The organism is Ferrimonas senticii DSM 18821 (assembly GCF_000422665.1).
GTDB classification, from domain to species: domain Bacteria; phylum Pseudomonadota; class Gammaproteobacteria; order Enterobacterales; family Shewanellaceae; genus Ferrimonas; species Ferrimonas senticii.
The window spans coordinates 66,836-88,766 of record NZ_KE383901.1 but is presented as its reverse complement, the minus strand read 5'-3'; the positions used below and the strand labels follow the sequence as shown (position 1 = coordinate 88,766).

The following is a 21,931-nucleotide window of genomic DNA, read 5'->3' as shown; positions in this document are numbered from 1 at the left end:
ACAAAAATTATCCCCAGCCGAGGCTGGGGATAGGTAATCGTTAACGCTGACACGCCCTAAAGATGCAGGATCTTTTTCACAAACGGGATAGTCAGCTTGCGCTGCGCCACCATCGAGGCTTTGTCTAAGGTATCTAGCACCTCAAACAAAGTACGCAGATCCCGCGCCAGTCGTGCCAACAGAAATCGGCCAACGTCATCGGGTAGTTCCAAACCACGAGCTTGGGATCGCTGTTGCATCGCCTGCAGCTTTTCATCATCGCTCAGTGGGTGCAATTGGTAGTGAATGCCCCAACTTAACCGCGATACCAGATCCGGCAACAGGAAGCCCGCCTGACCGGCACTGCATCGCGCCGATACCACAATCCGACAACGCTGCTGCTCTTCCACCCGATTGTACAGATCAAACAGCGCCACTTCCCATTTCGGGTTGCAACTGACCTCATCGATGTCATCCAGACAGATCAGATCAAACTGCTCTAACCCTTCCAGAATCGCCGGCGACATCGACGCGTGGATCCCAAGTGGTAAGTAAAAGGTCTTCAGTCCAGCTTCTGCCGCCAAAGCGATGGTGGCATGTAACAGATGGGTTCGACCGCACTTGGCTGGGCCCCACAGATAGGTAATTCGCTCCCCTTCCCCTTTGGCCAACAGTCGTAGGCTTTCAATAAGCTGCTGATTGCCCGCTGGGTGGTAGCTATTAAAGGTTTCGTCGTCCGGCAGATGCACCGGCAACGACAACTGAATAGGCGCTTGCGAACTCACGCGTCGCGACTCTCCCATTTATTGATTTAACCAACGATAGTGCGGCAAATTCGCTGCCGCAGATGGCGCTTGCTCCGGCACCGGTGATGCTTCTGGCGGCAATAATGAAGGTGGTTGCAGCGGATCTGACAGCTGCAGCAACTCGACCCGTGATTCCAGCGACAGCAACTGCTGGAACTCATTCAAGCCACCAATCAATTGCAGTGCCAAGGTGATCCGATTGCCGTTAACCGCGACCACTGCGGTTTGTTGTACCGGCGCCAAACTCACCAGATAGCGTTCCAACTCAACCAGTTGGTCAATACCACCATCGAGCTCAAACACCACTTGGTTATCAGCACCAGCAGTGGCATCGGACGCCACCGCGCCATAGCGCCCAGCGTAGTAACTGGCGGTTGCCGCCAGTACCTGTTCCAGTGCAGCACTGCGGCTATCAACCACACCACGATGCTGCGCTAATGCCATCGGCAAAGGTGCCCCATCTTGCTGCGGCTGGCCGTCGTACAGGTACATCTGATAGTGCCACTGACCGTCAAACTGCTGGACGCTTGAAAGCAATACAAAATCGCCGCCATAACGAGCCGATGCTCTTAGCACCGGTTCAGGGAAATTACCCAAAACGTCGTTGGCGCTAACCGCCAAGTTGTCTTCCAGATCCAAAATCGGCAGCAACTGCGGTAAACCTCGGCGCTGAGCAATCGCATTAAGTTGCTCACCATCATCGGCCAGTTCATTGACCAATTGCAGCGGCATTAGCTCATCAGCAACCGCCAGCCAATGCAACGTCACCGGTCGCTGCGATCCCCAAATCGGCAGCCCCGATTCACGCACCTGTTGCTGCAATTTGACCGGATCAAAACGCACCTGCAGGTTGGTTTGCTCGCCACTTTGAAACGAATAGGTCAACAGGTAGTTATCGGCGCGAGCGATAATGCTTTTGCCCGCAGCGGTTTGACCGACCCCATTGTTACCAGTAATGCGCACTAACACTTGCTCTAAGCCATCTTTGACGCCACTTGCGCGCGCCGCATTATTACGACCATCAACCGCTACCGAAGCGGTATACAGATCGGAGACCAATGCCGCCTGCAAAGGCATACACAAAAGAGACAATAGAAGAGCAGCTGTTCGCACTGAAGGCTCCTTAAAGCCAAAGGGTAATACTGGCGGCAAGTGTACCACGATAAAACAAGCCCGGCGTGATGCCGGGCTGTCGATTGCTAATTAATGCTTCGCTTTTGGCAGCAGTAAGTTCAGCAAGATGGCAGTTACCGCACACAGGGCGATACCTTGCAGTTGGAAGTCGCCGAATGGGAACACCATACCGCCGATACCGAACACCAAGGTAATTGCCACAATCACCAAGTTGCGCGCTTCGCTCATGTCGACTTGGGCTTTGATTAGGGTGTTCATCCCTACCGCCGCGATAGAACCAAACAGCAGGATCATAATGCCGCCCATTACCACAGTCGGTACAGTCAGCAGGAAGGCACCGAACTTGCCAACCATCGCCAAACCAATGGCAAAGAAGGCACCGATGGTCATCACTTTTGGATCGTAGTTTTTGGTCAGCATTACCGCACCGGTTACTTCAGAGTAAGTGGTGTTTGGTGGACCGCCGAACAGTGCCGCCGCGCTGGTCGCCATGCCGTCACCCATCAGGGTACGGTTGAGGCCTGGTTTTTTGATGTAGTTTTTGCCGGTCACGTTGGAGATCGCCACCATATCGCCAATGTGTTCTACCGCAGGGGCAATCGCCACCGGCAGCATGAACAGGATCGCCTGCCAGTTAAAGGTCGGTGCGGTGAAGTTTGGCAAAGCCAACCACGCCGCTTCTTTTACTGGGGTCAAATCAACGATGCCAAACGCCAGCGACAAGCTGTAACCGACCACGATGGCGGACAGGATTGGCAGCAAACGCAGCATCCCTTTACCCAAGATGGAAACCAGCAAGGCGGTCAACAGGGTTGGCAGAGCAATCATCATCGCCGTCGAGGTTGGCACAATCTGAGTGTCACCGGCAAAGCCCAGTGCCATCTTCACCGCGACTGGCGCCAACGACAGACCGATTACCATGATCACTGGACCAACAACTACTGGTGGCAAGAAACGGTTGATCGCTTCAACACCGCCAATTTTGGCTACTCGTGACAGCAGGATGTACACCAGACCCGCGGCAAACAAGCCGCCCATGGTGTCGCTGATGCCCCATTGCGCCACACCGGCAGAGATCGGAGCAATGAAGGCGAACGAGGATGCCAAGAACACCGGCACGGTGCGACGAGTGATCAGTTGGAACAGCAGCGTACCGATACCGGCAGTGAACAGCGCCACCCGAATATCAAGGCCGGTTAGCATCGGCACCAGCACCAGCGAACCAAATGCCACAAACAGCATCTGGGCACCGGCAACAACCTGTTGAGCAGGGGTAAATTGTTGAGGTTGCATCATAATCCTTAGAGTTATTGGTATTAGATTAACGACGAGGCAGGCGCCGTTAGCCAAATTTTGCCCGAAAAAAAGGCGTCGATTCCGACGCCTTTTTTCAGAAAATAGTGTTATTTGGTACCGAAGATCTTGTCACCAGCATCGCCCAGACCCGGCAGAATGTAGCCGTGTTCGTTCAGACACTGATCCACAGATGCGGCAAACAGCTCTACGTCTGGGTGCGCTTCTTCCAGCGCCTTGATCCCTTCAGGAGCCGCAACCAATACCAGCACTTTGATGTGCTTACAGCCACGGGCTTTCAGCAGATCCAAAGTGGCGATCATCGAGCCACCGGTTGCTAGCATTGGGTCAACCACCATAGCGATACGCTCTTCGATGTTGCTTACCAGCTTTTCGAAGTAGGTTACTGGCTCTAGGGTCTCTTCATCGCGGTAGATACCCACTACAGATACCTTAGCGGATGGCATGTGCTCTAGCACAGCGTCCATCATGCCCAGACCTGCGCGCAGAATTGGCACTACGGTCACTTTTTTGCCCTTGATCTGCTCTACTTCGATCGGGCCGTTCCAACCATTGATGGTAACGGTTTCCATCTCGAAGTCCTTGGTCGCTTCGTAGGTCAGCAGGCTAGACACCTCATACGCCAGTTCACGGAAGCGCTTGGTGCTGATGTCAGCTTCACGCATCAGGCCAAGTTTGTGTTGAATTAGCGGGTGTTTAACTTCAGTGACTTGCATCGAGTCTCTCCAGAAGATGGGCGGTAGACAAATTAGCGAGATCATAGCTTGTTTAGCGCCGACCTGAGAAGCCATCGCCGCCGAGAGCAATACGGTTGTGTGAACAGCGTCACCAAAGCCCTACGCTTCCGCACATTATTTATCAATCAGAAAACATTATTTCACTTACCGCAAATGCTGAAATAACACCTTCCATTCAATAGATTGCTCTTTCCTTTAAGTAAAACAGCTGATTAGCCCGTTGCTCGCTTGGGTGGTTATCATGCCGCTGCTAGAATAGCGCGCAAATAAAGCGCCGGTGTCAAAGAACGTCGGTGCGCCCTACACAACATAACTAGAACCCCAAAGAGGCCTCTGTGACTACTGCAAACCAACTGAGCTACAAAGACGCTGGTGTGGATATCGATGCGGGCAACGCCCTGGTCAACAACATCAAGTCTGCGGTTAAGCGTACCCATCGTCCGGAAGTAATGGGTGGTTTGGGCGGTTTTGGCGCCCTGTGCCGTTTGCCAACCAACTACAAAAAGCCGCTGTTGGTTTCTGGCACCGACGGCGTTGGCACCAAGCTGCGACTGGCTATCGATTACCAGCGCCACAACACCGTTGGTATCGATCTGGTGGCAATGTGCGTTAATGATCTGATTGTCCAAGGCGCCGAGCCACTGTTTTTCTTGGATTACTACGCTACCGGCAAGTTGGATGTTGAGGTTGCAACCTCGGTGGTTAACGGTATCGCCGATGGCTGTGAGTTGGCAGGCTGCGCCCTGATTGGCGGTGAAACCGCCGAAATGCCTGGTATGTATGAAGGCAGCGATTACGACATGGCCGGCTTTTGCGTTGGTGTCGTCGAAGAAGACGAGGTGATCACAGGCGACAAAGTTAACGCCGGAGATACTCTGATTGCGCTGGCCTCCTCTGGCCCGCACTCCAACGGTTACTCACTGATCCGCAAAGTATTAGAGCGCTGTGACAATCCCGCCGAAACTCAAATGGGCGACGTTAAGCTGATTGATGCGCTGATGGCGCCAACCAAGATCTACGTCAAATCGGTGCTGGAACTGCAACAGCAACTGCCTATTCACGCCATCTCTCATATCACCGGCGGCGGTTTCTGGGAAAACATCCCACGAGTGTTACCAGCCCATTGCAAAGCGGTGATCGATGGCAACAGCTGGCAGTGGCCAATGGTGTTTAACTGGTTACAAGAGACCGGCAACATCACCACCCACGAAATGTACCGTACCTTTAACTGTGGTGTTGGTCTGGTCATCGCCCTGCCAGCCGAACACGCTGACGCCGCCGTCACCTTGCTAAATAACCACGGCGAAAACGCTTGGGTTATCGGCCAGATTGCCGAGCGCAGCGGCGACCAGCCACAAGTTGAAATTCAGTAATTCGCTGCATATATAGGTAACTTCATGCAAAAACAGCGAATTGCAGTTTTAATCTCTGGCTCCGGTTCTAACTTGCAAGCGATCATTGATGCCTGCCAAGCAGGTCAGATCAACGCCGATGTAGTCACGGTGATCAGCAATAAAGCCGACGTTTATGGGTTAGAACGCGCCGCCAATGCCGCTATCCCCTCATTGGTGGTTAGCACCATACAAGGGGAAAGCCGGGAGCAATACGATCAACGTCTGTTGGCCGCGCTCGAGCCGCTGCATGTCGATCTGGTGGTTCTGGCCGGTTTTATGCGGATCCTTACCGCCGAGTTCGTTAACCAGTTCAGCGGACGGATGCTTAATATCCATCCGTCACTGCTGCCGAAATACCCAGGGTTAAATACTCATCAACGAGCTATCGATGCAGGTGACAGCGTCCACGGGGTTTCTGTACACTTCGTTACCCCTGAACTCGACGGTGGTCCGGTCATCCTGCAAGCGCAGGTGCCAATCTTCGCTGAAGATGACGCCGAGCTGCTGCAACAGCGAGTGCATAGCCAAGAACACCGCATCTACCCACTGGTAGTGCAATGGTTCTGTCAGGGCCGTCTGACCATGATTGATGGTAAGGCGATGATGGATGGTGATATTTTGGCCGCCGCAGGTTATGCCAGCGACGACCAGTAACCGTTCCATCGCGTCCGCAGCACCTAGCAACAAAGGCGACTGCTACACTGCTTTAGCAGGATGAAATTCCTGACCAAGCTGGTGAAGAATTCGACTTTGACGCTATAAACTTGTTTTTCTTAGTAAAGCCGTTAGTTTTAACGGCTTTCTGCCATCTTGATATCTACCTGATTTTTAAGGGGATTAGTTAAGATTGCGGCGAGATAAACAACATTGAATGGTTGATTTTCGCGGTTTGCATGATTTCTTCGTAAAAAATTTAGAAATCCTGTATACTTTCGCGCGTTTTCGACCCTGACCTATAGAGTACAACTAATGGCAGACTTATCCCTTTATCGTAATATCGGTATCTTCGCTCACGTAGATGCTGGTAAAACCACCACCACAGAACGTGTTCTGAAGCTGACCGGTAAGATCCACAAGATCGGTGACACTCACGACGGTTCTACCACCACTGACTTCATGGAGCAGGAAGCTGAGCGTGGTATTACCATTCAGTCTGCTGCGACCACCTGTTTCTGGAACAACCACCGCCTGAACATCATCGACACCCCAGGACACGTTGACTTCACCATCGAAGTTTACCGTTCCCTGAAGGTACTTGACGGTGGTATCGGCGTATTCTGTGGTTCCGGCGGCGTAGAGCCACAGTCCGAAACCAACTGGCGTTACGCTAACGAATCCAAAGTTTCTCGTCTGATCTTCGTGAACAAGCTGGACCGTATGGGTGCAGACTTCTACCGCGTAGTTGATCAGGTTAAGAACGTACTGGCTGCTCGTCCGCTGGTTATGACCCTGCCAATCGGTATCGAAGACGACTTCAAAGGCGTTGTAGACATCCTGAGCCAGAAAGCTTACATCTGGGACGATTCTGGCCTGCCAGAAAACTACGAAATCGTAGACATCCCAGCTGAAATGGTTGACGACGCTGCCGCTTACCGCGAAGAGCTGATCGAAACCGCTCTGGAAGCTGACGAAGAGCTGCTGATGGAGTACCTGGAAGAAGGTACCGAACCATCTCTGGAAGACATCAAGCGTTGTATCCGTGAAGGTACCCGCGACATGCTGTTCTTCCCAACCTACTGTGGTTCTGCGTACAAAAACAAAGGTATCCAGCTGGTTCTGGACGCCGTTGTTGACTACCTGCCATCTCCAACCGAAGTTAAGCCACAGCCTCTGACCGATTCCGAGACTGGTGAGCCAACTGGCGAGTTCGCTATCGTATCTGAAGAAGAGCCACTGCGCGCTCTGGCGTTTAAGATCATGGACGACCGTTTCGGCGCCCTGACCTTTATCCGCATCTACTCCGGTAAGCTGAACAAAGGCGACACCGTTCTGAACTCTGCTACCGGTAAGACCGAGCGTATCGGCCGTATGGTAGAGATGCACGCCAACGACCGTACCGAAATCACCTCTGCACAAGCTGGTGACATCATCGCGGTAGTGGGCATGAAGAACGTTCAAACCGGTCACACCCTGTGTGATCCTAAGAACGAGTGCACCCTGGAGCCTATGATCTTCCCAGAGCCAGTGATCTCTATCGCTGTTGCTCCAAAAGACAAAGGCGGCAACGAGAAGATGGGCGTAGCTATCGGTAAGATGGTTGCTGAAGATCCATCCTTCCAAGTTGAAACCGACGAAGAGTCTGGCGAAACCATCCTGAAAGGCATGGGCGAACTGCACCTGGACATCAAAGTAGACATCCTGAAGCGTACCTACGGCGTTGAGCTGATTGTTGGTAAGCCACAGGTAGCCTACCGCGAAACCATCACCCAGGCGGTTGAAGATTCCTACACCCACAAGAAGCAGTCTGGTGGTTCTGGTCAGTTCGGTAAGATCGATTACCGCATCCGTCCAGCTGAGCCAGGTACCGGCTTCAAGTTCGAATCTACCGTTGTTGGTGGTAACGTTCCTAAGGAATTCTGGCCTGCAGTAGAAAAAGGCTTTGCCTCTATGATGCAGACTGGTGTTCTGGCTGGCTTCCCAGTGCTGGACGTTGAAGTAGAACTGTTCGACGGTGGTTTCCACGCAGTTGACTCCTCTGCTATCGCGTTCGAAATCGCTGCTAAAGCGGCGTTCCGTCAATCCATTCCTAAGGCCGGCGCTCAGCTGCTGGAGCCTATCATGAAGGTTGACGTGTTCACTCCAGAAGACCACGTTGGTGACGTAATCGGTGACTTGAACCGTCGTCGCGGCATGATCAAAGACCAAGAAGCAGGCATGACCGGCGTTCGCATCAAAGCTGACGTTCCACTGTCTGAAATGTTTGGTTACATCGGTGACCTGCGTACCATGACCTCCGGTCGTGGCCAGTTCTCCATGGAGTTCTCTCACTACATGCCATGTCCAAACAACATCGCAGAGCAAGTAATTGCTGAAGTGAAAGAGCGTAACGCTAAGAAGTAATTCTGTTTAAGAATTCACTTTAAGTGTTAACAAAGCCCCGCTAGCGCAAGCCAGCGGGGCTTTTTGTTTGCCATCAAAATAGATGTTAGTCATTAGCTTTTAGTTGTTAGGGCGTGTTGACCTTCGATGTATATTTTTGCGCCCATTTTTGGTTACTTTTGACAGCAAATTGCTCTTGGTCGGTTGATTTTGCTGTTCAGAGATCACTGAGGGGCGCCTTGCAGAGGCGGACTAGCAGCTGTCACTCTCGAACCACCATATTGCTCATCCATCACTGATAACTGATAACTGATAACTCAAGGCTAATAACTAAATACTCGAGATCAAAAACGGCGCTAGATTGCTCTAGCGCCGTTTTTATTAAGTGACTGATTGCGGCGACGGCTTAGCGTCGATTAAAAGCTCCAACCGGGCCATTTGCCGTTAACCTCAGTTGCAAGGAACTTGTCTTTCACCGCTTGCATCTTGGCCTCATCTAAACCAACCGCTTGTTGCGCGCTCAGTTTGCTCGACAGATCCGGATACTGCACTTTCAGTTGCGGTCGCTGCTCAAGCAGCAACTGCAGCCGCGCTCGTGCCATGGTTGCCTGGCGCTTGGCCACCGCCAGCAGATCTAAACCCTCTTTAGAGTTGTGAGCGTGAATACCGTGGGAGGATACGGCAAAATCCCAGCGCCACTGCGCGTGGCGGATCCCCATCAGCGCCGCGCCCATATCCCGCGGTTGTACGCCATCTTGACGCAATGCCCCCGCTTCAGCGTGCGCCTTCACCAGCAGCTGTTCCACTTCGGCACGAGCGCTATTAATTTGCTGTTTGTTGTCGGCGATGGTCTGCTTAAGCTCCGCTTCGCTCTCGTGACAGCTAGAACACTGTGCTTCGAAGTTCTGCCAGCTTTGCTGAATGTTGTGATCGGTATACTCACGACCTTTATCATCGATCTTTGTGGTCATGTGACAGCTTACGCACGTTACCCCCATCTCAGCATGGGCACTGCGGCTCCAATGTTCATACTCGGGGTGACGAGCTTTCACCATCGGCGCGCCCGAAACTGGATGGATCCAGTCGTAGAACTGACGGGTGTCGTAGTACTTTTCAATGTCATCAGCGGTGCTGCCGAAGATCCATGGAATATTAACGCCGTTGCCGATCTCTGGTTGCATGTAATAGGTTACATGGCACTGGCCACAGGTCTGCGCCCCTTGAATGGTGCGATCTTGCTCGGCAAACGGCTGCTTAATTTTTGCCATCGCTTTCAGAGCATGCGGGCGCGACACCTGCAAGTTTTCGCCGTCGGCATCATGACAATCGGCACAACCAACCGACACGCTCATGTACTGACCCATTTGCCCAAAGGTATGCAGGCCGAAGCGCCCCTCACCCACCAAGCCCATCTCATGGGTCGCACCAGGGCCTTTACAGGTCCAACAACTGGCGGTTTTACTGCCGTCATCAGTACGGAAAATGGTGGTAACGTCGTTGATGGCAAACTGATGGCCCCGAGGGCTATTAAACTGCTTATCGTAACCAGAACCGGCATACAACCAGATTAATTGCGGCCGTTCAGCCAACAGATCGTGACGCTCGCTGTTGTTAGCCGTCGCCGCCCAACTCTGTTCCAGCGCCGTGGTGGCTATACCGTCGTTTGGTTTATGCAAGGTTTGCGCCGCGGTGCCCATCGCCACCAGCGCCATCAGCGGGGCTAATCCCCGAACCACAGGATTCATCAAAAAGGTCCATTTGAAATAGTTGTTTCATTTTTACACTGAACCTTGTTTAAGCCGAGTAAGCAAAAGCAGAACTGTGATCCGCCTGAGAGATTCCTTTAAACCCTACCTAAGATGAGGTAGCAAAAGCTCGACCATGCCACCGCGAAATCGCTTCAAGCTGTTGGCTTTTAATGCGATTGCCTTCACTTGCACGCTGTTTAGTTTTAATCGCTCCGACAGACAGGTACATTGCTTGTCATTAGTAAGTTTTCGCCACTAGGCCGCACCGATATGAACAACAACCAGCCGACGTTACTCTGGCACGATTACGAAACCTGGGGCGCCAATCCCGCCAGCGATAAACCGGCACAGTTCGCCGCCATTCGCACTGATATGGATCTCAATATCATTGGCGAGCCGATTGAATACTACTGCCGCCTGCCGCTGGATTACCTGCCGGCCGCCGAAGCGATGTTTGTTACCGGCATCACCCCACAAAAAGCCAATCGGCTCGGTGAGGTTGAAGCCCAGTTTATCGCCAAGGTCCATGCGCAGATGGCTCAGCCCAACACCTGTACTGTTGGCTACAACTCGATTCGCTTCGATGATGAAGTCACCCGCTACAGCCTCTATCGCAACTTCTTCGATCCGTACGCGCGGGAGTGGCAACATGGCAACAGCCGATGGGACATTATCGATCTGGTGCGGGCCTGCTATGCGCTGCGCCCGGAGGGGATCGAATGGCCGGAGCGCGAGGAAGGTGTACCGAGCTTTAAGCTGGAACATCTCACCGTTGCTAACGGTCTTGCGCACGAAAACGCCCATGATGCGGTATCAGACGTCAAAGCCACCATCGCCCTCGCCAAGCTGATTAAAGAGAAGCAACCGAAGTTATACGACTATTATTTTGGCCTTAGAAAGAAGCAGGCGGTCGCGCCACAAATCGACATCTTAGGCTTAAAGCCATTGCTGCACGTCAGTTCGATGTTCCCCGCCGCCAACGGTTGCGCATCGTTGATCTTGCCAATGGCCTGGCACCCGCATAACAGCAATGCGGTGATCTGCGTTGACCTAAAACAAGATCCAACCCCACTGTTGGAATGGGACGCCGAAACCCTAAAAACCAAGCTGTATCAAAAAACCAGCGAACGGCCGGCCGGCGAGCCACGGGTGCCATTGAAACTGGTTCACCTCAACAAAAGCCCCTTTATCGCCCCAGCCAGCAGCTTGGAAGACGAGAATGCCGAACGTCTTGGTCTGGATAAGGCGGGCTGTCGAGAACACTACAAACTGCTGCGTCAGCATCATCAAGCGGTGCGGGAAAAACTGCATCAGATCTACGATGACCAGCCAACTGGCGACAACACTAAGCCCGTGGATCAACAGCTCTACGGCGGTTTCTTCTCTGATGCCGATCGCGCCCAAATTGAGTTGGTACGTAACTGCCATCCAAGTAATTTAGCGGCGTTAACCCCGCAGTTTACTGATCCACGCTTAGCGCCAATGCTGTTCTTGTACCGCGCTCGCAACTACCCAGAAACCCTGTCTGAGCCAGAGCAACTGCGCTGGCAAGAGCACTGTAAGCAAGCGCTCAGCGATCCAGAGTACATCTACCATCTGGAACAGCTGTTCGAGCAGCACAGCAGCGATGAGCACAAAACCAGCCTGTTAAAGGCTCTTGGCAACTATTTGCAGGGCCTCTAAATCCACAAGTGGTTAGTTTTTTAGCAATCGAACGCTAGAAAAAACAACAGACGTGAGCCATGCCGCATCCTATCGTTAACCAAAAATCTACACTTAAGGACGATTTTTGTTTGCGGATTTGCAGCATGGACTCACGTTACATTCCAGTTTTGGCTGCCATGCCAGCGGAATTGGCCTCGGCCTTAACTCCCCTATTACAACGCCCATTTGCTGGCATCATCAGCGCCGCTGAACGACAATTACTGGAACAACAATCCGGTCTTAGCGACAAAGCGCTGCTGTTAGCGCTGCTGCCAGTGGCTGCTGCACGGGCTTACGTGCCTATCTCTGGTTTTTATGTGGGGGCGATCGCCGTCGGTCAATCCGGCAACCTCTACTTTGGCGCCAATATGGAGCTGCCAAACCAAACCCTGTTTCATAGTGTCCATGGCGAGCAATCGGCGATCAGCAACGCCTGGCTGGCCGGCGAAACCGCACTAACTGACATGGTGATTAACGCCTCCCCCTGTGGCCACTGCCGCCAATTTATGAATGAGTTAGCCACCCAAGGTGAACTGCGGATCACCTTGCCTGAGAATGGCACTCAAGGCCTGTCGCACTACCTGCCATACGCCTTTGGGCCAAAAAACCTTGGGATCAATTACGGCCTGATGCAGGCGCCTAAATTTGCGCTGTCGCTATCAAGCTGTAACCCGCTTACCCAAAGCGCCGTAGAGCAGGCTGAGCAGAGCTATGCGCCCTACTCGCAAAGCCCTGCGGCAGTGGTATTAGAAACCGCAGAAGGTCGTCAATTTGCCGGTCGTTACGCCGAAAATGCCGCCTTTAACCCATCACTGCCGCCAATGCAGATGGCACTGAACGCTATGATGCTGGCTGGTGTCGAGTTTGACCAAATCGATAACGCGATATTGGTAGAAACCGAGGGCGCGCAGATCAGCCAAGCTGCCGCGAGCCAAACGGCACTGGCGTCGGTTAGTGAAGTTACACTTACGATTCATAACGCCAAATTAGCCTAACGCCAACGGCACTAGCGCTAATAGCAGTTACCCAATAACAACAAGGCCACCGATTGCGGTGGCCTTGGTTTTTACTGCGGCAAGCCGCGATTATTTCAAGCGCGCTTTCAGCGAAGAGGTGTCCCAGCGATTACCACCAAGCTTTTGCACCTCGGCGTAGAACTGATCCACTAAAGCGGTCAATGGCAATTGCGCACCGTTACGACGCGCTTCGGTTAGAGCAATATCTAAGTCTTTGCGCATCCAGTCTACTGCAAAGCCAAAATCAAACTGCCCTTCCAGCATAGTGGCGTGGCGGTTATCCATCTGCCATGACTGCGCAGCCCCTTTACCAATGACCTCGAACACCTTGGCGCCATCAAGACCGGCTTTCTGGGCAAAGTGAACCCCTTCTGCCAGCCCCTGCACTACCCCTGCGATACAAATTTGATTCACCATCTTGGTTAGCTGGCCGCTACCCACTGGTCCCATCAACACTGCACTGCGGGCAAAGCTGTCGATCACCGGCTTCGCTACGTCAAATTGCGCTTGCTCGCCACCGATCATCACCGTTAATACGCCATTCTCTGCGCCCGCCTGCCCACCAGACACCGGCGCATCGACAAAGCCAAGGCCCAATTCACTGGCCGCCGCTGCCATCTCCCGAGCGACATCCGCCGAGGCGGTGGTGTGATCCACCACCATGGCGCCTTTGGCCATACCGGCAAAAGCACCATTGTCACCAAGTAACACCGAGCGAAGATCGTCATCGTTACCAACACACACAAACACCAACTCGGCATCGCATGCTGCCGCCGCAGGGGTTGGCGCCCAGCGTCCACCATGTTGCTCGGCCCACTGCTGCGCCTTAGCCGTAGTGCGGTTGTATACCGTTACTTGATGGCCATGATGCTGAAGATGCCCCGCCATCGGATAGCCCATAACACCCAATCCAATAAAGGCCACATGCGCCATTGTTATCATCCTTTTAATAAGCAAACGTTGACCACATTCGGCCACAGTAGCCATAGCAAAACACAAGCCAGCAGCCAGACGCCACAACTTTATCCAGCGGCAACACAACAACATTGCTGAAAACATCACCGTTGCTGAATTGATGCTGTATCACGCCCTATACCAACGGTTGAAAGCCAACCACAGTCCGATTTCTTTGATCTGGCACAGGGTAACTGGGCTGCAAATCTCAAACCATTTGCAACAAATGATGCCAATGAAATGGACTTTATATGCAACCAGCTACTGCCAAGAGCAACTGGCTATCACGGCTAATGCCAAAGCAACAACCGTGGGATCACGAGCAACAGCGAAATGCCGAAGCGTTGGTGGTAATGGCGCTGTGTACGCTATTGGCTGCGGTGTTAAGCGCGCTTAAGTGGCACGTCGCCGAACAATCCGTTTTGGTATTCACCTCGGTTACCTTGGCCATTGGACAGCTCCTAGCGCTATTTTTCGTTAAATATCGCGCCAGTTTAACCGGTGCTGTCAACACCGCGTTCGCCACCGCAGCGCTGCATATTTTGGCATTGGTTTATCAATCCGGTGGGGTAATCGATTCCAACCAATCGCTGTGGATTGCCGCCATCATCGCCGCCTACTTTACCGGCACCTCACTACAAGTAGCCTGTCGCTGGGCGCTGATTGTTATGGCTGGTGCCATCGCGATGGTCGCCGCCGATTTCGCCGGCCACCAATTTCCTGAGATGGGATTGACGCCAGAGCGCTACCAAATCGAATCGGTGATCGCCTTTATCGGCTCGATGCTGCTGATCTCGGTTACCCTAATTCTAAATACCAAACAACGCATACAAGCGATTGGCCAAGCGCAGCAACAACAACACAACGCCGAGTTAGCGGCGCAGCAATCGGAACAGGCGCATTCGCACTTAACCGGGGTTTTTAATCATCTACAAACCAATGCGGGCACCTTAACCACCATCACCGAACAGCTCGATCAGCAAGCTGAGCAACTGGAAAGTCAGACTGGCCAACTGAAAGCCAACTGCGTCAACCAATCGCAAGCGAGCGTTTACGTTAATGAACGACTGCAGCAGTTAAATCAAGGGATGGAGCAAGCCGGTCAGTTCGTTTCCGAATTGAATCTGCGCGGTGAAAGCATTGCCGCCAAAGCGCAAACCAGTTCACATGGACTAAAAGCCTCGACCGACGCCATCGACAAGATTTTGGCCACCAATGAACAGATCACCACCGCCGCAGATCTGATCACCAAAGTCGCCCAGCAAACCAATCTTTTGGCGCTGAACGCTGCCATCGAAAGTGCCCGTGCAGGCGAACATGGCCGCGGTTTTGCGGTAGTTTCGGAGCATGTACGGATGCTGGCTGAACAAACCAATGCCGCCGCTAGCGAGATCCGCCAGATGTTAGAGCAATCGCACCAAGAGGTATTAAGTGGCCGCGCGGTGATCCACGATACCGTTGAAGAGCTTAATGGGGTTATCAACGACATCACCGATAACCACAGCGATCTGACTAAATTAATGAAAGTAGTCCACCAACAACAGCAAGTCGCCAATGAGGTTAGCGCCTCCAGTGTGCAGATGGACAGCAGCGCCGAATCAACCTCTTTGGTCGCCGTTGAAGTGCAACATCAGGCAGGCAGTTTGGCTGCCAACGTGGTGGCGATGCGCCGGCTCAGTGATGGTTTACAAGAGTTAATAAATGATGACGCCACCAGTGGTAGCGCCATCAGTAACTAGGGTGCGTTGACCTTTGCTGTATATTTTTGCGCCCACCATTTGCTACTTTGACAGCCAATTGATCTTGGTTGGTCAATATTGCCGTTCAGTGCTCGCTAAGGGGCGCCTCGCAGGGTCGGACTAGCAGCTGTCACTCTTCGTCATGCGATTTCGACGTAGAGCCACTATGCCTTCAATCGCATTCCTCAATTGACAGCCGCTATCCTCGACCAAATTCTGAACACCAAAAGTCAACACGCCCTAAAACAGCCAGCGGATCAGTTTACCTGCCAGCGAATCACCCCTTGAGATAACTCAAAGCGCCGCTGCTGGGGCTCCGTCGCCCCTGGCGGCCATAGCTCGACCAGTATCGACTGCTGCTGATCTGGAGCCATTAGGCTAGCTTGAAACTGGCCATCAACCACCAGCCCCGACAACTGGCGCTGCTGATAGTTTGGAACAAAGCCCGTGCCGCTTTGCTCAAACTCATAGTATGCGGCAACAAAGCTGTTCTCCGGCGCGTTTACCAACACCTGCAGTTGATCGCAGCTGGCAAAATCCATCTGTGGCGAAGCCACTAACTCGGCAGTGCTGGTTGGCGCTGGCGCAGGTTCCGGTGCTGTGGTCACTGGTGCTGGCGCGGGCGCGTTGCCTTCATTGCTGCTACCGCCACCACCCCCGCAAGCGGTCAGAACCAAGGTTATTGCAATCGCTAAACTGGGTTTGTTGTTCATCATTCACTCCTACTCGAACAGTAAGCCGCTATTGGCATTTTGACGTTGGTGCCAATCTTGATATTGGCCACCGTCGTACAGCAGGTATTGCTCGAACTGCGGATAAGCCTGCAACAGATCTTGCTGCTCTGCGGGGTAATCCCAGCGGTGATCAAATTCCAGCACCCACGGCAGATTGTTGCTGGTACGGTAGTACACATTGCTGCCGGGATTGGAGGCATCCTGATGGGTACCAAAATATTGGTTATCGACCAGATCCGTTGGCGGATAGTCCGCTTGGTGGATCTCAAGCCCACGCCCCGGGATCCCATCAAAACCACCGCGAGTCTTACCCGGCGTCGCGAATATAAACGGATCAAATGGTGCCTGTGGCATCTGCTGCGGCGCGACACCGGGACTGAAGGCGATCTCCAAGGTAAAGGCCAACTGCATGCCATCATCACAGCCGCTAATGGTGCGGTAATAGAGGCAGCTTTTGCTGATTTCAGACTTCAGATCATTGCTAATGATGAACACCGCATCGGTTTGCCCAGCTTCTTGGCCCGCATTGGCGATACTCTGACTGGTGGTGGTCAAACTGGATCCGCTGCCAATTTGACTGGCGGGGATCCCCGGTAAGCGCAGCCCTAAGCCATTGTGATAACTGGCGCCAGAGGCGCGCAACTGCCCTTCCACTTTCAGTGCTGTAACCAAACCGTCTTGCAACGTTTGGGTAAAGCGCAGATCGACCACTACGTCGTTCATATCGTAGTCCGGCATCCGCGGCCACCGATCTTCAAAGGCGATGGTGGCAAAGCTACTGGCGCTGGGATAATGGCTTTGGCTGCTGCCATCGCCAAGCACCACCTCGATATGATCTTCCACCTCGCCATCCGGCGCACCACCGCGACTGCGAATACCACTGTTGGAAGCTATCCGGAATCGCGTTTGCACAATCCCTGGTACCGCATTGTTAGGCACTGCAATCGACAACTGATGGCTACCGACATCCAGATATTGATCGGCAAACACTTGCTCGTTCGCTTGATCAAAATCGCCACTGCCATCCCAGTCGATAAACCCTTGCAGATAACCGCCTTGCCGACCTATCTGTACCTGCACCAATGCCGCAGTACCGACGCGCAAGCCATTGATAAAAGCAATGCCATCTTCGTCGCTTTGGTCACGGCTGTCGTCGCTCCAAGGTGCTTGCAGACCGTCACTCTCCGCATCCACCAAACTGCCAAGCATTGGCCCTGCCGGCGCCAAACTGTGCCGTGCCCCGTTAGACTCCATCCGTGTGCCGTAGCTGTCTGGTGCATCACCAAAATCAACGTTTTCGGCAATCACCGGCGCCGAGGCGCAGCGCGCACCATCATTGGAAGAGGACGATGGACCATCGGCAAAAAATTCGGCGGTCGCATCCAGTTGCGCCGGATTACGAAGATCAATCCGGTAGATATTGCCGTCGCTATTGCGGCTGATGTAGTAGTAGCCACTCTGTTCAAAAAATCCGGCGCCAAAGGTACCGGTAACCCCGGTGTTGCCAAGCACTTGTCTGCTGCCATCGCTGGTGTCTATCTGATACAGATCGCCGCTGCTGTTATCCACTGCATACAATTGACCATCACTGGGGTGAAACGCAAAGTCGGTCAAGTTCATGCTGGTATCAGCACCCTCGATTTTTCGCGCCTCGGCAAAATCTGCCGCCGACTCATCAAGGTTGATGGCGTAGAGGCCATGGTTTTTGTGATAGGTCCAAAAGGTGTTGTTATGCACATCACCAACATAGAAATGAACACCGCTGGGCATGCCGGTCACGTTTAACCGACTGGCTTGGTAGTCTTCGCCCATCTTGACTACATCTTTATACTCTTTGGAAAAGCCATACAGGTAGCGGTCACTTTGATTAAACCCAACCGCATTGACGTTATTGGGAATGCCAATGTCATCAGTCAGCACTTGGTAAGCGCCGGTGACCAAATCGACGCCGTAGACCACCACGGTCGAGCGCTGAAATAGGTAGGCTTGGGTCGGACAATCGTTAAAAGGCGTCGCAAGAGCATGATTGCTCAACAGCGCCAGTCCGGTGGCCAGTGGCGGTAGCCACGTCCGCACATTCGGTTTCATCATCAATCCTCATCTCGAACACAATCGTGACGGTTAATGAAACTTTGATGCCAAGCTGGCAAGCGACTGTAATAAAGGGAAATTTCTCCAGTGAGTTGCAAATTGCAACGAAAAAGGGCTTCCCGAAGGAAGCCCTTTTAGCATCAGCGCAACGCTTGCTTACGCGCGCTTAAACAGCAACGAACCGTTGGTGCCGCCAAAGCCGAAGGAGTTACACAGCGCGTACTCCAGTTCCACTTGACGAGCTTCAGTGCCGGCGTTGAAGTCCAAATCACAACCTTCAGATGGGTTTTCCAAGTTGATGGTTGGCGGTACGATCTGCTCGTGCAGTGCTTTGATGGTGAAGATCGCTTCAACCGAACCAGCCGCACCCAGCAGGTGACCAGTCATCGACTTGGTGGAGCCCATGATCAGTTGGTAAGCGTGCTCACCAAACACCTTCTTCACGCCGTTCACTTCAGCGATATCACCCGCTGGAGTGGAAGTACCGTGGGCGTTGATGTAACCGATCTTGGTCACTTCAATGCCAGCGTCGTTGATGGCGTTCTGCATCGCTGCCGCGCCGCCACGACCGTCTTCCGGTGGTGAAGTCATGTGGTGGGCGTCGCCGCTCATACCAAAGCCAACCAGCTCGGCGTAGATCTTAGCACCACGGGCCTTAGCGTGTTCGTACTCTTCCAGCACAATCACACCAGCGCCATCGCCAATCACAAAGCCGTCACGGTCTTTATCCCACGGACGAGAAGCCTTTTGTGGCTCATCGTTGCGGGTAGACAGCGCTTTAGCGGAAGCGAAACCGCCCACACCCAGCTCAGTGGTTGCCATCTCTGCGCCACCGGCGATCATCACATCGGCATCGCCGTATGCGATCATTCGCGCTGCTTGACCGATGTTGTGCACACCAGTGGTACACGCGGTCACGATAGAGATGTTTGGACCAGTAAAGCCTTTCATGATCGACAGGTGACCGGCAATCATGTTGATGATGGTAGAAGGCACAAAGAATGGCGAAATACGGCGTGGGCCGGATTTATCCAAAGTGGCTTTGTTGCTTTCGATCAGCTGCAGACCGCCCATGCCCGCGCCAATAGCGGCGCCGATGCGGTGAGCGTTAGCTTCGTTAATTTCCAGACCGGAATCGTCGATCGCTTGCAGAGAAGCGGCCAGACCGTACTGGATAAACAAGTCCATTTTGCGGGCTTCTTTCTTGCTTAGGTAATCTTCAACGTTGAAGTCTTTTACCGAAGCAGAGAATTGCACTGCAAAATCACTGGCATCAAAGTGCGGGATTGGACCCACGCCGCTTTGACCGGCCAGTACGTTACTCCATGCAGTTTTAGGATCGTTACCTACTGGGGTAATAGCGCCCAGACCAGTAACTACAATGCGACGTTTAGTCACGTTGACCTCCGCAAACAAAAAACAGGCGGCTTATCTGCCGCCTGTTTTAAAAAATTGGGTATTCAGCTTATTGGTTAGCTTGAACGTAGTCGATAGCAGACTGAACGGTAGTGATCTTCTCAGCTTCCTCGTCTGGGATCTCGGTGTCAAACTCTTCTTCCAGAGCCATTACCAGCTCAACGGTGTCCAGAGAGTCAGCGCCCAGATCGTCAACGAAAGAAGCTTCAGCTTTTACTTCTTCTTCTTTAACGCCCAGTTGCTCAACGATGATCTTCTTTACGCGTTCTTCGATGTTGCTCATTTTTTACTTTCCTGTTCAAGTACGCAGTAGCGTAGAAATGCGGTCTAGTTTATTCGAATAAAACCACATTGCAAGCATTTAGCATTGTGGTCAAACCACGAAATTCGTCGCCAATTTGCAGCCGTTCGCTACGTAATCAGCGTAGATATCTGCACGATGGCGTTATGCCATCACCATGCCACCATTGACGTGCAAAGTCTCGCCTGTGATGTAGCTCGCACGATCAGAGGCTAAGAACAATACCGCATCGGCGATCTCTTGCGCTTGGCCCAAACGACCGGCTGGAACTTGACCCATAATGGCAGACTTTTGCGCCTCGTTCAGCTCATCAGTCATGTCGGTTTGGATAAAGCCTGGAGCGACAGTATTGACGGTAATTCCGCGACTTGCCACCTCTTTGGCCAGAGACTTAGTAAAGCCTAACAGGCCCGCTTTGGCTGCGGCATAGTTCACCTGACCTGGGTTACCCATGGTGCCCACTACGCTGCCGATGTTGATAATGCGACCGTTGCGCTTCTTCATCATCGCTCGCAGTACCGCTTTAGAGGTGCGGAATACTGAGGTCAAGTTAGTATCAAGAATGTCGGTCCACTCGTCATCCTTCATGCGCATCATCAGGTTGTCGCGGGTGATCCCAGCATTGTTAACCAACACGTCGATGTCGCCATATTTGGCTTTAATCTCAGCAAACAGTGCATCCAGAGACGCCGGTTCGGTCACGTTCAACACCATACCAGTGCCGTTGTCACCCAAGTAGTCGCTGATCGCTGCAGCACCGCCTTCGCTGGTGGCGGTACCCACAACTACCGCACCAGCGGTAGCTAGCTGCTCGGCAATGGCACGACCGATACCACGACTGGCGCCGGTTACCAGGGCAACTTTACCCGTTAAATCTAAAGTAATGCTCATCGGTTTCTTCCTTAAAAAGCCAAGTCCGCTGGGGTGTTCAAAGTCGACGCCGCCAGAGAACCATCAATTCGCTTGGTTAGGCCAGTCAGTACCTTGCCTGGGCCAACTTCACGCAGTTCGGTAATCCCTTGAGCCGCCATCGCCGCCACAGATTCAGTCCAACGAACAGGGCAATGCAACTGGCGCACCAGCGCATCTTTAATTGCTTCAGCGCTGTCGGCAACCGCCACATCAACGTTATTGATAACCTTGATTGCAGGCACTTTAACCTCGATATCCGCCAGCGCCACCGCCAGCTGATCTGCCGCTGGTTGCATCAGCGCGCAGTGGGATGGCACTGAAACTGGCAGTGGCAATGCGCGCTTGGCACCAGCCGCTTTACACGCCGCACCGGCACGTTCCACCGCTTCTTTATGACCGGCAATAACCACTTGGCCTGGGCTGTTGAAGTTCACTGGCGACACCACTTGACCTTCGGCTGCGTCAATACAGCACTGAGCAATGGCGGCGTCGTCCAAGCCAATGATGGCCGACATGGCACCAACGCCGGCAGGCACTGCCTGTTGCATCAGTTGGCCACGCAGAGCGACCAATTTCACCGCATCGGTAAATTCAATCGCACCAGCACACACCAGCGCCGAGTATTCGCCCAAGCTGTGACCGGCCATCAGTGCTGGCGCTTCGCCACCTTTAGCCAGGTAAGCGCGGTACAATGCTACCGATGCAGTTAACAGCGCCGGTTGAGTGTTGTGAGTTTGGTTTAGCTGCTCGGCTGGGCCGTTGTGAACCAGTGCCCACAGATCAAAACCCAACACCTGCGATGCTTCAGCAAAGGTTTGCTCAATCACTGGATGCTCAGCAGCCACGTCAGCCAACATGCCAACCGCTTGGCTGCCTTGACCTGGGAATACGAATGCGTTGCTCATCGGTTAAT

Annotated in this window: 18 protein-coding genes; 6 read left to right on the top strand and 12 right to left on the bottom strand. The window is 53.1% G+C overall.

The genetic code is table 11. The features are described 5' to 3' along the window. Positions 1 to 56: 56 nt before the first annotated feature. From hda to upp, 4 genes are all read right to left on the bottom strand, one after another. Positions 57 to 782 carry a DnaA inactivator Hda gene (hda, locus tag G506_RS0118030; RefSeq protein WP_420806114.1) on the bottom strand — a complete coding sequence of 242 codons (726 nt, stop codon included), beginning with the start codon at positions 780 to 782 and terminating at the stop codon, positions 57 to 59. Continuing rightward, positions 783 to 1,898, bottom strand: coding sequence for a DUF2066 domain-containing protein (locus tag G506_RS0118025; RefSeq protein ID WP_156904946.1), 1,116 nt, complete (start codon positions 1,896 to 1,898; stop codon positions 783 to 785). A 90-nt stretch (positions 1,899 to 1,988) separates the two neighbouring features. Then, on the bottom strand, positions 1,989 to 3,212 hold the full coding sequence (locus tag G506_RS0118020; RefSeq protein ID WP_051202261.1) for a uracil-xanthine permease family protein: 1,224 nt from the start codon (positions 3,210 to 3,212) through the stop codon (positions 1,989 to 1,991). Positions 3,213 to 3,322: 110 nt separating this feature from the next. Further along, positions 3,323 to 3,949 (bottom strand): uracil phosphoribosyltransferase, encoded by a 627-nt coding sequence (upp, locus tag G506_RS0118015; RefSeq protein ID WP_028118085.1) that lies wholly within the window; start codon positions 3,947 to 3,949, stop codon positions 3,323 to 3,325. Between the two features lie 356 nt (positions 3,950 to 4,305). On the opposite strand from upp, the gene purM reads away from it, so the two are divergent. From purM to fusA, 3 genes are all read left to right on the top strand, one after another. Further along, entirely contained in the window at positions 4,306 to 5,343 is a 1,038-nt protein-coding gene (purM, locus tag G506_RS0118010; RefSeq protein WP_028118084.1) for a phosphoribosylformylglycinamidine cyclo-ligase, read from the top strand. Between the two features lie 24 nt (positions 5,344 to 5,367). Continuing rightward, entirely contained in the window at positions 5,368 to 6,018 is a 651-nt protein-coding gene (gene purN, locus G506_RS0118005) for a phosphoribosylglycinamide formyltransferase (RefSeq protein ID WP_028118083.1), read from the top strand. A 315-nt stretch (positions 6,019 to 6,333) separates the two neighbouring features. Then, entirely contained in the window at positions 6,334 to 8,424 is a 2,091-nt protein-coding gene (gene fusA / locus G506_RS0118000; protein WP_028118082.1) for an elongation factor G, read from the top strand. 395 nt (positions 8,425 to 8,819) lie between these two features. Here the strand turns inward: fusA and G506_RS20190 are convergent, their stop codons facing one another. Beyond that, entirely contained in the window at positions 8,820 to 10,148 is a 1,329-nt protein-coding gene (locus G506_RS20190) for an ammonia-forming cytochrome c nitrite reductase subunit c552 (RefSeq protein WP_051202255.1), read from the bottom strand. Between the two features lie 273 nt (positions 10,149 to 10,421). Here G506_RS20190 and sbcB point away from each other — a divergent pair, with 273 nt between their 5' ends. Together sbcB and cdd are read left to right on the top strand one after the other, a co-directional pair. After that, positions 10,422 to 11,834 (top strand): exodeoxyribonuclease I, encoded by a 1,413-nt coding sequence (gene sbcB, locus G506_RS0117990; protein WP_028118081.1) that lies wholly within the window; start codon positions 10,422 to 10,424, stop codon positions 11,832 to 11,834. A 125-nt stretch (positions 11,835 to 11,959) separates the two neighbouring features. Further along, entirely contained in the window at positions 11,960 to 12,850 is an 891-nt protein-coding gene (gene cdd / locus G506_RS0117985) for a cytidine deaminase (RefSeq protein ID WP_028118080.1), read from the top strand. Positions 12,851 to 12,940: 90 nt separating this feature from the next. On the opposite strand, the gene G506_RS0117980 is transcribed toward cdd, so the two are convergent. Continuing rightward, positions 12,941 to 13,804 (bottom strand): NAD(P)-dependent oxidoreductase, encoded by an 864-nt coding sequence (locus G506_RS0117980; RefSeq protein WP_028118079.1) that lies wholly within the window; start codon positions 13,802 to 13,804, stop codon positions 12,941 to 12,943. Between the two features lie 272 nt (positions 13,805 to 14,076). Between G506_RS0117980 and G506_RS0117975 the strand changes: the two genes are divergently transcribed. Then, positions 14,077 to 15,564: a methyl-accepting chemotaxis protein gene (locus G506_RS0117975; RefSeq protein WP_028118078.1), complete on the top strand. Its 1,488-nt coding sequence runs from the start codon at positions 14,077 to 14,079 to the stop codon at positions 15,562 to 15,564. A gap of 257 nt (positions 15,565 to 15,821) precedes the next feature. Here G506_RS0117975 and G506_RS0117970 read toward each other — a convergent pair whose 3' ends face one another. The 6 genes from G506_RS0117970 to fabD all read right to left on the bottom strand — a co-directional run bounded on the left by G506_RS0117970 (position 15,822) and on the right by fabD (position 21,923). Then, positions 15,822 to 16,277, bottom strand: coding sequence for a hypothetical protein (locus tag G506_RS0117970; RefSeq protein WP_028118077.1), 456 nt, complete (start codon positions 16,275 to 16,277; stop codon positions 15,822 to 15,824). 9 nt (positions 16,278 to 16,286) lie between these two features. Next, positions 16,287 to 18,389, bottom strand: coding sequence for an LruC domain-containing protein (locus tag G506_RS0117965; protein WP_084631596.1), 2,103 nt, complete (start codon positions 18,387 to 18,389; stop codon positions 16,287 to 16,289). Between the two features lie 156 nt (positions 18,390 to 18,545). Next, positions 18,546 to 19,787, bottom strand: a complete 1,242-nt coding sequence (gene fabF, locus G506_RS0117960) for a beta-ketoacyl-ACP synthase II (RefSeq protein ID WP_028118075.1) — start codon at positions 19,785 to 19,787, stop codon at positions 18,546 to 18,548. A 67-nt stretch (positions 19,788 to 19,854) separates the two neighbouring features. Continuing rightward, the gene (acpP, locus tag G506_RS0117955) at positions 19,855 to 20,088 is read right to left on the bottom strand and encodes an acyl carrier protein (RefSeq protein WP_028118074.1); all 234 of its coding nucleotides are present in this window, start codon (positions 20,086 to 20,088) and stop codon (positions 19,855 to 19,857) included. A 162-nt stretch (positions 20,089 to 20,250) separates the two neighbouring features. Then, positions 20,251 to 20,997, bottom strand: a complete 747-nt coding sequence (gene fabG / locus G506_RS0117950; protein ID WP_028118073.1) for a 3-oxoacyl-ACP reductase FabG — start codon at positions 20,995 to 20,997, stop codon at positions 20,251 to 20,253. A gap of 11 nt (positions 20,998 to 21,008) precedes the next feature. After that, positions 21,009 to 21,923, bottom strand: coding sequence for an ACP S-malonyltransferase (fabD, locus tag G506_RS0117945; protein WP_028118072.1), 915 nt, complete (start codon positions 21,921 to 21,923; stop codon positions 21,009 to 21,011). Positions 21,924 to 21,931: the final 8 nt, after the last annotated feature.

Excerpts from the sequence above, each read along its gene's own strand:
- hda (WP_420806114.1), bottom strand. The coding sequence starts at position 782 with ATGGGAGAGTCGCGACGCGTGAGTTCGCAAGCGCCTATTCAGTTGTCG.
- G506_RS0118020 (WP_051202261.1), bottom strand. The coding sequence starts at position 3,212 with ATGCAACCTCAACAATTTACCCCTGCTCAACAGGTTGTTGCCGGTGCC.
- upp (WP_028118085.1), bottom strand. The coding sequence starts at position 3,949 with ATGCAAGTCACTGAAGTTAAACACCCGCTAATTCAACACAAACTTGGC.
- purN (WP_028118083.1), top strand. The coding sequence starts at position 5,368 with ATGCAAAAACAGCGAATTGCAGTTTTAATCTCTGGCTCCGGTTCTAAC.
- fusA (WP_028118082.1), top strand. The coding sequence starts at position 6,334 with ATGGCAGACTTATCCCTTTATCGTAATATCGGTATCTTCGCTCACGTA.
- G506_RS20190 (WP_051202255.1), bottom strand. The coding sequence starts at position 10,148 with ATGAATCCTGTGGTTCGGGGATTAGCCCCGCTGATGGCGCTGGTGGCG.
- sbcB (WP_028118081.1), top strand. The coding sequence starts at position 10,422 with ATGAACAACAACCAGCCGACGTTACTCTGGCACGATTACGAAACCTGG.
- cdd (WP_028118080.1), top strand. The coding sequence starts at position 11,960 with ATGGACTCACGTTACATTCCAGTTTTGGCTGCCATGCCAGCGGAATTG.
- G506_RS0117980 (WP_028118079.1), bottom strand. The coding sequence starts at position 13,804 with ATGGCGCATGTGGCCTTTATTGGATTGGGTGTTATGGGCTATCCGATG.
- G506_RS0117975 (WP_028118078.1), top strand. The coding sequence starts at position 14,077 with ATGCAACCAGCTACTGCCAAGAGCAACTGGCTATCACGGCTAATGCCA.
- G506_RS0117970 (WP_028118077.1), bottom strand. The coding sequence starts at position 16,277 with ATGAACAACAAACCCAGTTTAGCGATTGCAATAACCTTGGTTCTGACC.
- G506_RS0117965 (WP_084631596.1), bottom strand. The coding sequence starts at position 18,389 with ATGATGAAACCGAATGTGCGGACGTGGCTACCGCCACTGGCCACCGGA.
- acpP (WP_028118074.1), bottom strand. The coding sequence starts at position 20,088 with ATGAGCAACATCGAAGAACGCGTAAAGAAGATCATCGTTGAGCAACTG.
- fabG (WP_028118073.1), bottom strand. The coding sequence starts at position 20,997 with ATGAGCATTACTTTAGATTTAACGGGTAAAGTTGCCCTGGTAACCGGC.
- fabD (WP_028118072.1), bottom strand. The coding sequence starts at position 21,923 with ATGAGCAACGCATTCGTATTCCCAGGTCAAGGCAGCCAAGCGGTTGGC.